Origin of the sequence: Leminorella richardii (assembly GCF_900478135.1) — a bacterium.
Lineage (GTDB): Bacteria > Pseudomonadota > Gammaproteobacteria > Enterobacterales > Enterobacteriaceae > Leminorella > Leminorella richardii.
Genome location: NZ_LS483470.1, coordinates 1,944,418 through 1,960,247 on the forward strand (window position 1 = coordinate 1,944,418; position 15,830 = coordinate 1,960,247).

16 protein-coding genes and 2 pseudogenes are annotated in these 15,830 nt (G+C 48.2%); 11 read left to right on the top strand and 7 right to left on the bottom strand.

What is annotated here, in order from left to right:
- Window positions 1–326: 326 nt before the first annotated feature.
- Together DQM29_RS18390 and DQM29_RS08895 are read left to right on the top strand one after the other, a co-directional pair.
- A pseudogene (locus tag DQM29_RS18390) lies at window positions 327–461 on the top strand (transposase); the annotation flags it as partial.
- 116 nt (window positions 462–577) lie between these two features.
- Window positions 578–1,126 carry a DcrB/PsbP domain-containing protein gene (locus tag DQM29_RS08895; protein WP_111740356.1) on the top strand — a complete coding sequence of 183 codons (549 nt, stop codon included), beginning with the start codon at window positions 578–580 and terminating at the stop codon, window positions 1,124–1,126.
- Between the two features lie 252 nt (window positions 1,127–1,378).
- Here DQM29_RS08895 and DQM29_RS08900 read toward each other — a convergent pair whose 3' ends face one another.
- Window positions 1,379–2,800, bottom strand: coding sequence for a pyridoxal phosphate-dependent decarboxylase family protein (locus tag DQM29_RS08900; RefSeq protein WP_170126516.1), 1,422 nt, complete (start codon window positions 2,798–2,800; stop codon window positions 1,379–1,381).
- 73 nt (window positions 2,801–2,873) lie between these two features.
- On the opposite strand from DQM29_RS08900, the gene DQM29_RS08905 reads away from it, so the two are divergent.
- Complete coding sequence (locus DQM29_RS08905) at window positions 2,874–3,374, top strand: Lrp/AsnC family transcriptional regulator (protein ID WP_111740358.1); 501 nt, start codon at window positions 2,874–2,876, stop codon at window positions 3,372–3,374.
- An 86-nt stretch (window positions 3,375–3,460) separates the two neighbouring features.
- Here DQM29_RS08905 and DQM29_RS08910 read toward each other — a convergent pair whose 3' ends face one another.
- The 4 genes and pseudogenes from DQM29_RS08910 to DQM29_RS08925 form a co-directional block, all read right to left on the bottom strand.
- On the bottom strand, window positions 3,461–4,354 hold the full coding sequence (locus tag DQM29_RS08910) for a DMT family transporter (RefSeq protein ID WP_111740359.1): 894 nt from the start codon (window positions 4,352–4,354) through the stop codon (window positions 3,461–3,463).
- Between the two features lie 211 nt (window positions 4,355–4,565).
- Window positions 4,566–5,150 (bottom strand): annotated as a pseudogene (locus DQM29_RS08915) (autotransporter outer membrane beta-barrel domain-containing protein); the annotation flags it as partial.
- A gap of 131 nt (window positions 5,151–5,281) precedes the next feature.
- Entirely contained in the window at window positions 5,282–5,923 is a 642-nt protein-coding gene (locus DQM29_RS08920; protein WP_111740361.1) for an FMN-dependent NADH-azoreductase, read from the bottom strand.
- 43 nt (window positions 5,924–5,966) lie between these two features.
- On the bottom strand, window positions 5,967–7,163 hold the full coding sequence (locus tag DQM29_RS08925) for an NAD(P)/FAD-dependent oxidoreductase (RefSeq protein ID WP_111740362.1): 1,197 nt from the start codon (window positions 7,161–7,163) through the stop codon (window positions 5,967–5,969).
- Between the two features lie 241 nt (window positions 7,164–7,404).
- Here DQM29_RS08925 and DQM29_RS08930 point away from each other — a divergent pair, with 241 nt between their 5' ends.
- The 8 genes from DQM29_RS08930 to osmV all read left to right on the top strand — a co-directional run bounded on the left by DQM29_RS08930 (window position 7,405) and on the right by osmV (window position 14,553).
- Window positions 7,405–7,914, top strand: a complete 510-nt coding sequence (locus DQM29_RS08930; protein ID WP_111740363.1) for an RrF2 family transcriptional regulator — start codon at window positions 7,405–7,407, stop codon at window positions 7,912–7,914.
- 106 nt (window positions 7,915–8,020) lie between these two features.
- Complete coding sequence (locus tag DQM29_RS08935) at window positions 8,021–8,599, top strand: hypothetical protein (RefSeq protein ID WP_111740364.1); 579 nt, start codon at window positions 8,021–8,023, stop codon at window positions 8,597–8,599.
- Window positions 8,600–8,801: 202 nt separating this feature from the next.
- Window positions 8,802–10,193: an L-cystine transporter gene (locus DQM29_RS08940; RefSeq protein WP_111740365.1), complete on the top strand. Its 1,392-nt coding sequence runs from the start codon at window positions 8,802–8,804 to the stop codon at window positions 10,191–10,193.
- A 137-nt stretch (window positions 10,194–10,330) separates the two neighbouring features.
- Complete coding sequence (locus DQM29_RS08945) at window positions 10,331–10,678, top strand: DUF1161 domain-containing protein (protein ID WP_111740366.1); 348 nt, start codon at window positions 10,331–10,333, stop codon at window positions 10,676–10,678.
- 457 nt (window positions 10,679–11,135) lie between these two features.
- Window positions 11,136–11,792, top strand: a complete 657-nt coding sequence (locus tag DQM29_RS08950; protein WP_415270884.1) for an ABC transporter permease — start codon at window positions 11,136–11,138, stop codon at window positions 11,790–11,792.
- Between the two features lie 23 nt (window positions 11,793–11,815).
- On the top strand, window positions 11,816–12,748 hold the full coding sequence (locus tag DQM29_RS08955) for a glycine betaine ABC transporter substrate-binding protein (protein ID WP_269472297.1): 933 nt from the start codon (window positions 11,816–11,818) through the stop codon (window positions 12,746–12,748).
- Between the two features lie 29 nt (window positions 12,749–12,777).
- Window positions 12,778–13,407 (top strand): osmoprotectant ABC transporter permease OsmW, encoded by a 630-nt coding sequence (gene osmW / locus DQM29_RS08960; RefSeq protein WP_415270885.1) that lies wholly within the window; start codon window positions 12,778–12,780, stop codon window positions 13,405–13,407.
- Entirely contained in the window at window positions 13,408–14,553 is a 1,146-nt protein-coding gene (gene osmV / locus DQM29_RS08965; protein ID WP_111740369.1) for an osmoprotectant ABC transporter ATP-binding protein OsmV, read from the top strand. It abuts the gene before it with no gap.
- A 68-nt stretch (window positions 14,554–14,621) separates the two neighbouring features.
- Here osmV and DQM29_RS08970 read toward each other — a convergent pair whose 3' ends face one another.
- A complete protein-coding gene (locus tag DQM29_RS08970; RefSeq protein WP_111740370.1) occupies window positions 14,622–14,972 on the bottom strand; it encodes a hypothetical protein in 351 nt (116 codons plus the stop codon).
- An 85-nt stretch (window positions 14,973–15,057) separates the two neighbouring features.
- Window positions 15,058–15,807 (bottom strand): SDR family NAD(P)-dependent oxidoreductase, encoded by a 750-nt coding sequence (locus DQM29_RS08975; protein ID WP_111740371.1) that lies wholly within the window; start codon window positions 15,805–15,807, stop codon window positions 15,058–15,060.
- Between the last annotated feature and the right edge of the window lie 23 nt (window positions 15,808–15,830).

Consider the following 15,830-nt stretch of genomic DNA (forward strand, 5'->3'; position numbering starts at 1 on the left):
ACTTAATGAGGCTACTCCAAGAGGTTTTGGAGTAGCCTCATTCTTTAGATAAAAGCCTATCTTTCTATCTATAGCTACGCAAACCGTATGTTCTATAAGGTTCCTTATTAACATCTGGAATTAAAGACCATTACATCAGCACTGTAGGGAAAGGAAATATAAAAAGTGAGCTGGCCAACAGCGCACATAAATACATGAGGAATGAAAATTTTTTAAGTTCAGATATCGGATAGACGGTTCGCTACCGCGATATCAACGCCAAAGACAGCTGAGCCTTTAAATGAATGGAAACTCAAAAATGTATTAATGAATAAGGAACATAAGTGATGTTTAATAAAAGAATTGACTGTCGCTATTGTCAACAAACGGAATTTGTAAAAAAACACGGTGTCGCACGCTCTGGCTATCAACGCTACTATTGTAGCTCATGCAGGCGAACCTTTCAGGCAAAATATATTTATACCATTAATAAGAAAGAGGAAACGCAGAGCAGTCATGAAGTAAATAAACAGCAGCTAAAGTATAGCGACACTGCTGCGTTAACAATTTAGTCCCTATATATTTGAGGAAAATAGCAATGAAAAAAGAATTAAAATTTCTGCTGGCAGGGTTAATTATGATACCTACACTATTATTAGCCGGCTGCGGTGGTGATGAAAATAAATGTGAAAACGGCAATGTGCTTGATGGAAAAATTTGCATAACGCTACCAGCCGATTTTACCAAAATGCCAGAAGAAATGCTTAAGCAGAAATATCCGATGGCTCAGCGCCCTAATGAAGTTTGGTATATTGAAAGTGAAAAGGGCAAAGTATCATTGGCATTCAGTCAAACGTCTCAGGCCATGCGTGAGACTCAACTTGAGGCTTTTGCACAGGCTATGAAAAATCAGATGAACGCCTTCTCGCCTAAAGTGACTACGGCCACCGTTAATGGTAAGAAGACTGCTTTATTGGAAATCATTACGCCTGACAATAGTAATGCAGGTGGCCCGGCTATTATTAGCATGATGCAGATGTCCTCAGTGAACGATAAATTGCTGATAACCACATTTAGCGTGACAGAGGATATTAAAGACAAGTATTACCAGGAAGGAAAAACTCTGTTAAACACTCTGAGCTGGTAGTAAGTCAGGTCCTGTTTCTCTATTTGGTATTGCAGGCTGGCCAAGTTAACCTATTGGACTAGCCTGCATGCCGATATGAAGCATTAGAGAGCGGGAGTAATAGTAGTATGACTGGAATAGTGAAGTTATGAGTGATTTTTGATTATTTAACATAATATACATTATGCGAACAAAGGCATCGGAAATTACAATCTGAGGTTTTACGGGATGACTTATGCGGTGAGTTTCCATAAACCCACCGCACGCCGATCTCTAAAAACCTGCTATTTCTCTTTTTGCACATTCAGTCAGCTTGCATATCGTCTGTCGCATATCTTGCTCGGTGGCGTCAGGATGGATGGCGCAGATGCGAAGAACCGTTTTTCCATTAAGGTCGGTTGTCAAAACTGTCGCATAGCCGTCTTGAAGAAGCCGCTGGGAAATTGCCTTGTTCAGAGAATCAATCTGTGGCTTTTCCCAGCCCTCTGGCACATAGCGAAAATTGACGATCGCCAGCTGCGCCGGGCTGATAATTTCCCATCCGCGATGCTGCTTGAGTTCATCCTCCGCCCAGCGCGCCAGTTGGAAGCCGTGTTCAATACCATTAGCCATGGCAACGCTGCCCACGGTTTGAAGCGTTAACCAGAGTTTGAGACCACGAGCCGGTCGCGTGAGTTCGACGCCCATATCCCAGAAGTTAACTTGTCCCTCATTGGTCTCGGTATCGCGCAAATATTCAGGACGAGTATGAAACGACGACATCAAATGCTCTCTGTTGCGAACGATAACAACGCCGCAGCCGTAGGTCTGGAACAGCCACTTGTGCCCATCCCAGCTGATACTATCTGCGCTCTCTATGCCTTTTAACAGATGTCGATAGCGCGGTGAAATGGCGACAGATGCGCCGTACGCACCGTCTACGTGCATCCACAGGTTCTCCCTGTCGCAAATGCTGCGAATAATGGGTAAAGGATCGATACTCCCCGTGTTTGTTGTACCGGCGCTTGCGATGACGGCGAATGGGACGAGTCCCGCCGCCCTATCTTTAGCAATGGCGTCAGCAAGATCCTGTATATCTAGCTGAAAATGCTCATTGCATTTGATGCGTCTAATTTGCTCGGGAAGAAATCCAATAATTTTCAACCCTTTGGAAACCGAGGAGTGAGTTTGTTCAGACACATAGGCAACTCCCTTTGAGCGTTTTCCGACAGGCAACTTTTGGTCTCGGGCAGCGACCATCGCGGTCAGGTTCGCCATTGAGCCGCCGGACACAAACAACCCGCCACAGGACTCAGGTAACCCGAGATGCCCCGCCAGCCACTGAATCAGCTGGAGCTCAATGCAGCTCGGCCCCGAACTTTCAAGCCAGTTTCCCGCATGGGGATTATATGTCGCAGTCAGAAAATCACCGATTGCCGAGATCGGAGAGCTGGGCCCGGGCACAAAGGCAAAGAAGCGTGGATGATCTGCCTGTGCCCTGTGGTAGTAAACTTTTTCTACCATTTCCTCAATAACTTCATCAAGCGGTCGACCCTGCATAGGCACCGTCATTGTGCGCAGTTCATCTAGCTCTTCACCCACAGCCATGCGTATAACGCGTGGCTGTGGTGTAGTGCGAGATCTCAAAACCTGAAGTGCAGCAGCCTCCAAAATGCGTTCATTTACCCGAGTGGGCGTATTGATATCAGCTTTCATAACCAGTCCATTTGCCATAGAATATTAATTGTTTTAATCAATTTCATTTATAAAAAAAAGATAAATATTAAATATGACTAAAAATATGAATAACATTCAAGAGGAAGCCCGATCGGCCGCAAAGCTGGATAGCGTAGACCGAACGCTATTAGGCCTTCTCTCTCAGGACTGTTCTCAAAGCTATGCGCAGCTTGGTGAAAAATTGCACCTTTCAGCTCCCGCGGTTCACGAGCGCGTTAAGCGCATGAAGCGTCAGGGCGTTATTTTAGCCTCGGTCGCCAAGCTCGATCCCATTTCTCTGGGACGTCCGCTGTTGTGCTTTATTCACGTCATGACGAATACCATTGCACGAACCCGCGACATCGCCGCACAGACCAATCTGCCTGACGTAGAGGAAATACACACCGTGGCCGGAGACTACGGTTTGCTGATGAAGGTAAGGACGCGCGATATGAAATCACTGGAGGAGCTATTGGCAACGATCCACCGTGTTGACGGTGTTTCCGGTACGCGCACGCAAATGGTGCTGTCAACACTAATGGAGCGCGGTCCGAATGCGGAATTGACAGATTAGTAACCAGTTTACTAAACGTTTTTCTCTGCTGACTGAATTAGCGAGCAAAAATTAAACCGAGCAGAGGATTTTAATTGCCCCCTGCTCTATTTTTTAATACGCCTGTCAGGAGAGGCGATCAGCCATACCGCAAAACAGATGGCACAGGCACCAACAATAAATCCTTCGCCGATTTTCTCACCCAGCGCCAGATATCCCCACAGGCAGGCAAAAGGAGGAATAAGAAACGTGACTGTCAGCGTCTTCAGAGGGCCAATGTCTGCAATCAGTTTAAAATATAGAATATAGGCAACTGCAGTACAAAGCAGACCGACTGCAATAATACTTCCCCACGCATAGGGTTGAAGCCAGTCTATTTGTGGCTCTGAAGCAAAAGTCCAGCCAAAGAAAGGCAGTAAAAATAGTGTTGCTCCGGCCTGACTACCAAAGGCGACAGTGCGGGGATCGAGCCCACCCTGTTCAGTGATCCAGCGCTTTGTGAGAAAACCAGCAAGACCATAGCACCCAGTAGCAACCAGACAGGCCAGCGTTCCTTTGAGCAGGTTATGCATTGAGTCAGTGCTGCCTAAGCTGCTAATAATAATAATTCCCACTAGGCCCAGAACAATACCACTCAGTTTCTTTATCGTCAGAGTTTCTTTGAAGAAAACTGCACCAATAAGTGCTCCCATCATTGGTGCAGTTGCGTTAAAAACGGCGGAATAGCCCGCTGGCAACCATCGAGCAGCAATACAGTACATCAGAAATGGCAGCCCTGAATTAATGACGCCAAGCTGTAAGACTGCGGGCAGTTTTCCCCTGAAGGAAAAGAGTGAGCGGTAAAATAAGAGGATCGCCGCCAGTCCAATAAAACCAAAAAAGACCCTGAGAAAGGCCGTATTGACGGATCCGAATGCGGGAACGGCGACTTTCATAAATAAAAAACTTGCTCCCCATATTGCTGCAAGCAGGAGAAGTCGAACACAGTCAACAGTACGCATTTCTAATTTCCATCTGACAAAAGCGGATTAACATTGAATATAGCCGTTTGTATTTACGGTATATTTTTATACTATGTTACACGCTTCCACATTCCGTTTCTTGTTTTTAAAGTATCTTACTAGAGTTTACTCCTATGCTAACTTCAGGCAATAAAAAAGCCACTCCGCTGCTTTGGAGTGGCTTTCGCTTATAAACAGCTAACGCATACGGTTAGAAGCTGTATTTAATACCAAGAATAGCCTGTGTATCACTGTAGCCCTTATCACCCATCTGCTGAGCCACGCTGCTCCACAGGTTCAGGTTTTTACTTAAGTGCCCTTCCACACCGACTTTAATTTCGCCAATATTGCGCGTGCCGGCCTGGGAGTCAGACGTATCGTTCATCGTCACGCCAAAGCTCTTGCTGTTGTGGATCCAGTTGGCTTCCACAAACGGCTGGAAGACTCGACCAGTGCTATCGTCAACGCTGCTGTGGCCCTGGGCATAGGCGCGCAGGCCTAACCGCGTAGAGAGGTTATCGCCTTTACCCGTCACTTTAGTGCCGTTTTCTTCACGATGCGCATCAGCATGAACGCCCATCCAGGTTAGCTGCGCTTTAGGCTGCAGCCAGTAGCTGGCGCGCTCGTTTTCACCCATCTTAAAGCTGTAGCCGGCTTCAACAGAGGCCAACCACCCCTTGGAATTATACTTTTCAGACGCCAGACCGTCGCCCTGAACGGTATTGTCAAACCAGGCGTACTGCACCCAGCTGTCAATGTGCAGTCCGGACTTGTCTGCCTGATTGGCGTACCAGGTTTGCCTAACGTCATGACTCACACGCTTAAGTATTCGCCTCTTACCTGTAAATCCATAGCATCACCCTTCGCTATTCAGAAACCGTCTCGTGGCAATATGGCCATATCGTTTGGCCACATTGCCCATTCACGTCAATCTAAACGCGATATTAGCCGTGCCATATTTTCCTGCTCCCAGACCTCTATTTGCGAGTTGATAAAGGATTCAGAATCTGTTTTAAACGCCATTCCCGTCGCTTCAACAAAGTGAAGGTCTTTAATACCAATGACCTCTAACACCGCCCGCAAATACGGCCTAAAAAAGTCCGGCTGTATCGGTGGCTCTCTAAACATTGCACCACCTGAAGTTACCGCGCAGATAACCGGGCGATCGGCGAGTAAGCCAACTTTCCCTGTCTCTGTAGACTTAAAGGTGACATCGTTGCGAACAACGTGATCTATCCAATTCTTTAAAACGGCGGGGAGCCCAAAGTTGTGCACCGGAGTAGCAATAATAACCAAATTGGCCGCCTGCAGTTCCTTAATCAGATCGTCTGAATGTAATAGCTGCTCGCCAAAGCGAGCCTGAGCAAGCTCCGCGGGTATTAACAAAGATTCTGCATAAGCGGGCGACACTGCTGGCAAAAGCTGTTCAGCCAAATTCCGCGTTACCAGCGACACACGGTTGCCGAGCTGTTCCGTTAATCGGGATAACAGGTTGTCCCCCAAACTATGACTAGTCGACTGCTCACGGCGAGGACTGCATTTGATATAGAGAATATTTATAGGTGACATCGTAACTTCCTTATAGGCTATGTCGAATGCTTTACTGTGACGGCTAAACGAAAGGCGCCAGCGGATCGGCAATGCTCAAAACAACATCGCGATCGGCTTTGGGCGGATAAATAAGCTCATTAGTAATGGCAATTTTTATCTTCTTCGCTTCCTGCCTAACGCAGTTAACCTTCTGTTCCCAGCCTTCGGTATACACCGCACCCCATGCGCCTAAATCAAGGCAGGTCACATAGTTTTCCTGACGATACGCCAAGGGGGCAACACCCAACAGATCCGCAGCTACGTTATGCCCGGCAAACTTCCCTAAGGGAATGGCGTGCTGGCAGGTCATCAATGCAAGATTGTTTTTATCGTCCGTCAGGGCGTGAGCAACATCTCCAGTTGCATAGATATCACGCTGCCCGATAACCCGAAGGTTTTCATCAACTTTCAGGCGACCTTTGTCGTCACGCGGAGCTTCAATGTGCGCCGTCAGCGGACTGGCTTCAACCCCAACAGTCCAAATAACGGTTTTTGACTCAATAAAAGTCCCGTCTTTTAAAAGAACCCCTTCAGGCTCGATACGTTCAATACTGGCATTCAACAGCCATTTAACGCCAAGCTCTTCTGAGGCTTCCTTAATTACAGCCTGCATCTCAGCGCTGTAGCTGCTGCCAATACTCGCCCCTCTATCGATAACAATGACTTCAACTTCACAGCCTAATGCGGCTTTCAGTCTAGTCGGCAGCTCCATTGCCATTTCGATACCGGTAAAACCACCTCCGCAAACAACAACGCGATTTCTTGCTGCAGAATCCGGCTGTGAGGGTAAATCTTGTAAATGTCTTTCCAAGACCGCAGCGGACTCAAGCTGATCGAGGTTAAAGGTATGCTCTTTGATGCCAGGGACCAGATCTTGCTTAACGCGACTACCGCTGGCAATGACCAGACGATCGTAGTTTAACTGCCCTGCTTTACCTTCACAGTCCCGGTAAACAACCCGCTTCTGCGCTGAGTCAATCTGTTCCGCCGTTCCCTGAAAGAATTGGACACCAACAGAGTGATACAACGGCAACAGCGGACTCACCATTTGTCTTGCATTTTCTTCGTAAAGCCGAGGGCGAACACACAGTTCTGGCTTAGGCGCCAAAACGATAACATCAATGTCGTCCCTGTTATGTAAATGAATAAGTCTTGCCGCACTCAGCGCTGACCACATACCTGCAAACCCAGAACCGATAATGACTATTTTTTCTTTCATGATGTTTTCACTGTGGTGATGTTAATGGGCATCGCTTCTATGCCATGCCCTACGAATAGTGTGTGAAAACTATATCAGACGACTTTAACTAAGACAATATTAGTCTTAGTTAAGAAGTGAGAATTATCTAATACATTGAATAAAAATAAATTATAGTTAAAACATGTGAAATAACTCAGCATCCATTTATCCTAGATAGAAGAATTGCTATGATATTGAGATGTAAAATGAGGAATTAAAAATGGCCTTTTATAGTTCTGGCGTTGAATACGGCATTCACAGTTTAACCTGTATGATTGATGCAAAAGGCAATCGGCGTGAAATGACTGTCCGCGAAATTGCGCAACTACAGGGCGTGCCTTTTGACTATCTGTCAAAGATTTTTACCAAGCTCTCTAAGGCCGGTTTGATTGTTAGTACTGAAGGCAAAGGAGGTGGAGTTCAACTGGCTCGCTCACCGGAGCTTATCACCCTGCTAGATATTGCACTGGCCATTGATGATAAAAAGTCCATTTTTCAATGCAAAGAAGTGAGAGAACGCTTCGCCGTTTTTAATGATTCCCCACCTAAATGGGCCTGCTCGGGCGTTTGCGGAATACACGCCGTGATGAAAATGGCGCAGGATCGTATGGAAGAAGCGCTGGCGCAGTACTCTATTCTCGACATATCCCGCAGTATCTATGTAAAAGCGCCAGATAATTTCGCGATTGAAGTAGATGAATGGATCGATAAAAAGAGACAGCAGAGTTAAGCTCTGTTATCACAAAGCCAGCGATAAACAGACCGCTTCGGCTGCGACAGCGTTAATATCTTGTGCCACCTTTAGTGACATTGTCACAAAAAGCGAGAAATAACCGATGTCAGCACAAAATGAACTCAATCAGCTAAATGAAAAAGCGGATCCTATCCGCTATCTGCGGGCAACTTTGGAAGACTATGCAGATATTCTCACCGTCGCTGAACCTTTTTACCCTGAATCTAACGGACAGAATCAGGATCGGGGCTTTCTCGATAAGCGATTTACAGCCCCCATGCTGGCCTCAATTAACGACCGCTTAGGGCTGTTGATTGCTAAGGATCAGAATCAGACTCTGCTTGGATTCTTAGGATTGTCCCCCTTTTCTGCCGGTTCACCGTCTCCCGTTGTTGACGCTATGCTAAAAGCACTGTCAATCTCCCGCGCGCCTTTACCTTTCATATTTGGCCCAGTTTGCGTAGCGGAAAGCGCCAGTGGGCGTGGCGTTTTTAAAGGCCTTTACGCAGAAATGTGGCACTTTTTGCCCTCAACGCTTTACCAGACCGGCTTTGCCTTTATCAATGAAAAAAATCAAAAATCTCTCGATGTGCACCGAAACGCTCTGGGGGCTGAAGTCGTTGATTCATTTTCACACAGCAGTGAACGCTATTTTGTCATTCGCTATATCAGACCTGCATAACGGATCTGGCTCGGCCAGACAGTATAGTCATGTATTAACAATAAAAACCTGTAATATCAATTCACTATACTTTTTACATACAACTAAGCAGCATAATAAATACTATTTTGCTATAAGTAGTCACATCAATTAACTGATAAACTGCTCTCATCACGATTTTGCGTTTACCGATTGAACAATAAAAATTTTTCTGAGGTTGGGAATGAACATACCACTAATTATTAACGTCCTTGTTTTCGCAGTGCTTCTTATACTGCTGGCGCAAACGCGCCGCACGCAGTGGAGTCTGGCGAAAAAGGTTCTGCTTGGTCTTGTTATCGGTGTCCTGTTTGGGCTTGGACTTCAGTTTGTTTACGGCGTAGACAGTCCGGTTTTAAAAGAGTCTATCTCTTGGTTTAACATCGTTGGTAACGGCTACGTACAGCTGCTGCAGATGATCGTTATGCCTCTGGTTTTTGTCTCTATTCTCAGCGCGGTCGCCAAGCTGCATAACGCCTCTTCTCTGGGCAAAATCAGCTTTTTAACTATCGGGATCCTGCTGTTTACCACCATGATAGCCGCCTTTATCGGCATTATGATCACTCTGGCGTTCGGGCTGACGGCTGACGGTCTGGTTCAGGGCGCTCAAGAGACGGCTCGACTGGGAGCCATTGAATCGAACTATATAGGGAAAGTCGCTAACCTGAGTACGCCTCAGCTTATTCTTTCTTTTATTCCCAAAAACCCGTTTGCTGACCTGACCGGCGCTAACCCGACGTCGATCATCAGCGTGGTGATTTTCGCCGCCTTCCTGGGCGTGGCTTCTCTGCAGCTGCTTAAAGACGACGAAGTCAAGGGCCAGCGCGTGCTGACCGCCATTGACACTTTGCAGTCTTGGGTCATGAAGCTGGTGCGTTTAGTCATCAAACTGACCCCTTACGGCGTACTGGCGCTGATGACTAAGGTTGTAGCCTCATCAAACATTCAGGATCTGATCAAGCTAGGTAGCTTTATCGTCGCCTCTTATATCGCTTTGGGGTTGATGTTTGTTGTACACGGTATTCTGCTGAGCTTCACTGGCATTAATCCACTCAGATTCTTCCGTAAAGTGCTACCGGTGTTAACCTTTGCCTTTACCAGTCGCTCAAGCGCAGCCAGTATTCCGATGAATATCGAGGCACAAACCCGTCGACTGGGTGTTCCAGAAACCATCGCGAGCTTCTCTGCGTCATTTGGAGCAACTATCGGTCAGAACGGCTGTGCGGGTATCTATCCTGCTATGCTGGCGGTCATGGTGGCGCCGACCGTTGGTATTAACCCCTTTGACCCAATGTGGATCCTGACTCTGGTTGCCATTGTTACCGTGAGTTCTGCTGGCGTGGCAGGCGTTGGCGGCGGTGCGACCTTTGCCGCCCTTATCGTCCTACCGATTATGGGGCTGCCGGTCACTCTGGTTGCGCTGCTGATTTCCGTTGAGCCGCTGATCGATATGGGTCGTACTGCGTTAAACGTGAATGGCGCCATGACAGCGGGTACCATTACCAGCCAGCTGCTGCGGCAAACGGATAAAGACGTCCTTGAGTCCGATGAGGACGAAGCGTTAGCCCATCGCTAATTGCTTCGCTTAATATGTAAAGAAATGCAGCCAAGTCGGCTGCATTTTTTTCGTTTCATTACCAACCGCTTCACTCAAAGTACACACGTCTCTGCTAGTCTTAACTGCATATGGCAACAAGAATTGAGGAGCCTGTAATGAAAAAATCTCTCGCTATCACCCTCGCCACCCTTTTCACTGTCGCTCCACTGGCCGCGCTGGCCAATAACTGTGAAGAGATAAAGGCCGATATTGCACAGAAAATCGTTAGTAACGGCGTACCTGAAGATGGCTTTACGCTATCAACCCTACCGGTAGGCCAGAACGTTCCTGAGGGCGCGAAATCTGTAGGCGGCTGCGACAAAGGTCAGCAGCAGATTATCTATAGTCGTACCGCGCGCTTAACCGACGCTCAGCCTGACCAAACGCCAAAGGTCGAAGATACTGAGCATCCTGAACTTCAACCTCAAACCGAGCCCCAGACTGAACCGCAAACGCAGCCCTAGTCGTGCATACTAATGGCAGTATTACGCTATATAAATGCACGGCGAGATAGAAATGAATGAGAGAATAATTTGCATCTGTGACAATGTCACAAAAATTGTGTAAAAAAAGTTAAATCACCGTCATCCCTTCTGCTGCAAGGGATGACGCCACATCTCCCCTCCGCGTTAGCCACATTTATTCACGCCATAATTTGGACGTCTGGTTAGTATGATGTTATACCTTAAAAACCACGATAAGCCGAAGAAATGCTATTTCTCGTATTTTTATTGATATTTTTTGCTAGATAAACCCGCTTTTTTCACTGTTTAAACCAGCCTTTTTACAGGCTGCCGCTGTCTGAATCCACGAATTGATTTGTCCAAGCGCTTTTCATTCACACTGTTTTCCCGGAGGAAACATGCATAAATCGGCGTTAACAAAACGCGCACTGTTTGGGGGCTGCTGTTTATTGCCGTCATTGCCCTTATCGCTTACGGCATTGGCATCAATGCATTAAAGCAGCATCAGGAAGATTTGCTCTATCTTGGGCAGCGCCACCTTTATCTGGTTGCCTGTTCCATGCTTCTTGCACTGCTTGTTGGGCTTCCTAGCGGTATCCTTTTAAGCCGACGCTTTGCTGCTCGCTGGGCTGAGTCTGCGATGCAGATCTTTAATATTGGCAATACACTGCCGCCGCTGGCCGTTTTGGCGCTAGCTATGGTTGTCGTGGGCATTGGTGATAAACCTGCCATTTTCGCTCTGTTTTTGGCATCTCTGCTGCCCATCGTTCGCAATACCTATTCCGGACTCAAGGCGATTCCCCCTTCATTAATTGAGGCGGCCGACAGCATCGGCATGACGCCAGTACAGAGATTAATGAAAGTGGAGTTGCCCAATGCACTGCCGGTCATTATGACAGGAGTCCGCATTGCGGCCGCCATCAATGTGGGTACAGTTCCGCTAACGTTCCTTATTGGCGCCAGCAGCTACGGTGAGCTGATTTTTCCCGGCATTTATCTCAATGATGCGACGCTTCTTTTTCTTGGCGCAACGGCAACGGCCTCTGTAGCCCTGCTGCTGGATACGCTTCTTGCTGCACTGAGTTATGTACTTAGCCCTCAGTTAGCCAGATAAACAACAAACGGAATACCTCTATGATGACCTATATACTCCAAACGCGATTAATGCGTTGGCTACGCCCTGCGGCTTTCAGTACGCTTTGCGCAAGTTTGCTTTATTCCGCCACGACTTTTGCCGCTCCTTTGGTACTCGCCAGCAAGAACTTTACTGAGCAGCACATCCTGTCAGCTATTACAGTTCAATATCTGGCCACCAAAGGCATTGAAGTCACGCCAAAAACCGATCTGGCCTCCACGATTATCCGTACCGCTATGTTAAACAAGCAGGTGGATATGGCCTGGGAATATACCGGCACGTCGCTGATTGTTTATAACCAGATAAAAGAACCGATGTCGGCAGAAAAGGCCTACCAAACGGTAAAAACGCTGGATGGAAAAAAAGGCATCGTCTGGCTTGAACCGGCCGAGATGAACAATACCTATGCCTTTGCCATGCAAAGAGTGCGGGCGGAAAAAGAGAATATCCAGACCCTTTCTCAACTGGTGGAACGCCTTAATCAAATGCAGCAAGGTGATAAAAAGCACCTCTGGATGATCGGCTTTGACCCAGAGTTTGTGAACCGCTCAGACGGCCTAGCCCCTATGCAGCAAAAATATGGCTTAACGCTGGAACGCCCTCAAATCCGCCAGATGGATCCTGGTCTTGTGTATAACGCTATTCGCGATGGCTTTGTCGACGCAGGGCTAATTTATACCACTGACGGGCGAGTCAAAGGCTTCGATTTACAGGTGTTAGAAGACGATAAGGGATACTTTCCAAGTTACGCTGTCACTCCAACGGTCAGAGCTGACGTACTGGAAAAAACGCCAGGCTTAGCGGAGGCCTTAAACACACTCTCTCGCCTACTGAATAACGACGTTATTTCCACGCTCAATGCCAAAGTGGATATCGAACACCAGTCTGCTGAACGCGTCGCGACGCAGTTCCTGCAAGACAACGGCTTACTTTAAGGAGGCGACCATTGGAAACTCTGTCATATATGTGGCAAGACGCTGGCTACATTGCTGGGCTTACCGGTCAACACCTGCTGCTAGTCAGCATGGCCGTTGGAATGGCGATACTTATTGGTGTACCGCTGGGGGTGTTGATAGTACGCCACAAGTGGCTGGCTTCACCGGTATTAAGCCTAGCTACCGTGGTACTGACAATCCCATCCATTGCCCTGTTTGGATTGATGATCCCCCTTTTCTCGGCCATCGGTCAGGGGATCGGTGCCGTGCCGGCGGTAACGGCTGTCTTCCTCTACTCACTGCTGCCCATTGTGCGCAATACCCACGTTGCTCTCAGCAATTTGCCCGCGGGCCTGCGAGAGGCCGGTCGAGGAATTGGTATGACCTTTTGGCAGCGCCTGCGCTGGGTTGAAATCCCTATGGCTCTGCCCGTTATTTTTGGCGGCGTCAGAACCGCCGTTGTCATGAATATTGGCGTGATGGCCATTGCAGCCGTAATCGGTGCCGGTGGGCTTGGCCTGCTACTGCTGCACGGCATTAGCCGAAGCGACCCTCGCCTGCTGATTGCCGGTGCCGTCATGATTAGCGTATTGGCCATCGCGATGGATTGGCTACTACATCGCCTACAGATTGCCTTAACGCCTAAAGGAGTACGATAAGTGATTACATTAGAAAACCTGACTAAAGCCTTTAAGCAGAAAAACGGCCAAACCTTCAACGCCGTTAATAACGTTAACCTGCACGTTCCTGAAGGGGAAATGTGCGTGCTGTTAGGCCCTTCCGGCTGCGGTAAAACCACAACGTTAAAAATGGTCAACCGTCTGATCAAACCCACCAGCGGTCGCATTCTTATCGATGGTGAAGACACGTCGGGTATGGATACGGTTACCCTACGCCGCAACATTGGCTATGTGATCCAGCAAATTGGCCTGTTTCCCAACATGACGATTGAAGAAAACATCACCATTGTGCCCCGCATGCTGGGCTGGGACAGTAAGGCCTGCAAAGAGCGGGCTGCCGAACTGATGAACATGGTTGCCCTCGACCCTGGTCGCTTTTTGAAGCGCTATCCTAAAGAGATGTCCGGCGGTCAGCAGCAGCGCATCGGCGTGATCCGCGCGCTGGCCGCGGATCCTCCGGTTTTGCTGATGGATGAACCCTTTGGTGCTGTGGATCCTATTAACCGAGAGTCAATTCAAAACGAGTTTCAGGAAATGCAGCGTACGCTGAAAAAGACCGTCATGCTGGTAAGCCACGATATCGATGAGGCATTAAAGCTCGGTGACCGCATTGCCATCTTCCGCAAAGGGCAAATCGTTCAGTGCGCTACGCCAGATGAGCTGTTGGCCAAGCCGTCTGACGAATTTGTTGGCTCTTTTGTCGGGCAAGACCGTACGTTAAAGCGCCTGCTGCTGGTACAGGCTGGAGACGTGACCGACATGCAGGAAACGCTAACGGTTCGTCGTTCAACACCGCTGAGTGAAGCCTTCGCCATCATGGACGACAACGATATGCGCTCTATCGTTGTCGTAAACGATGATGAAAAGCCGCTGGGATTTGTTAAGCGCCGCGAGGCTCGAGGGGCTGACGGTGTGTGTGCAGAATTAACTCACCCGATCACCATAACCGCACGAGCAGAAGATAACCTGCGCATCGTGCTCTCTAAGCTTTATGAGCACAACCTTGTCTGGATGCCGATTGTGGATGAAGAAGGCCGCTACAGCGGTGAAATCTCTCAGGACTACATTGCTAACTACCTGAGCTCTGGGCGAACGCGCCGCAAAATTGCAACCCTTTCGTCATAATTAAGTGACGCGGTCACGTAATAAATGAAAAAGCGGCGCCTGTTTAGCGCCGCTTCAATTTTTCAGACTTAAAACGCCTGAGAGTTGGTGCACATCATCTCGTCTGTGTCGACCACGCCAAAACAGACAATGTCGTCTTTAAGCGGTAAAGGAAATCCATAAGTAGGCTTACCATTCAGCGTCGTTTCTTTAGTGTCGGGATCCATTTTGATCTCAACAACGTTACCGTTACTCCACTCCCACGTGCTAAAGAAGTAAGTATCGCTTGCAGCACAGGTCGTCACTTTACAGGCACTTTGGCTCTTCAGCTCGCCGCTTTTGTAATAGGAACACTGAGCCTGAACGTCTTCAGCACAGCCTGCCTTTGCAGCCGAGCTGAAAGTAAACAGAATAAGACCCCAAAAAATCGCTTTATGCATCGTTATTGATTCCATTCAGATGACAAATAGTCAACATGAAAACGGCGCTACAGCGCCGTTTATCTTCAACAGGTTAATCTAACTCTCAGGACGCCTTAACCACTTTCAACGGATTAAAGCTCTGCGTAACCGGCATCAGTTCAATTCGGTTAACATTAACGTGAGCTGGGAGAGTGGCAATCCAGAATACGCTTTCAGCAATGTCGTCCGCCGTAAGAGGATTAGCGCCGTCATATAGGCTAGCAGCCTTTTCGTCATCGCCTTTAAACCGCACATTAGAAAATTCCGTTGTGCCACACAGACCCGGCTCTACGTCGGTCACGCGAACGGCCGTTCCCGATAAATCAGCGCGCAGGTTTAGGCTAAACTGTTTTACAAACGCCTTGGTTGCTCCGTACACGTTACCGCCGGGGTACGGATAAGTACCTGCAATGGAGCCCAAATTAATGACGTGCCCGCGGTTGCGCTTAACCATCTGTGGCAAAATAGCGTGCGTGACGGAGGCCAGTGCGGTGACGTTCGTGTTAATCATTGTGGTCCAGTCCTGGAACTGTGCCTGATGCGCAGGCTCCAAACCTAGCGCCAGCCCTGCGTTGTTTACCAACAGGTCGATATCCTTGAACTCGTTGGGCAGTTGGCTCAACGTTTCCAGCAGCTTTTCCCGGTCACACACGTCAAGCTCAACCGGCAAAAAATGTTCACCCAGCTCAGTCTTAAGCTGCTGCAGGCGTTCAGCACGGCGCGCAACGCCAATCACGCGATGACCCTCTTTCACAAACCGCCTAACGATAGCTTGACCAAATCCGGCCGACGCACCGGTCACGAAAACAATCATGGCATCTCCTTTCATCTATTGAG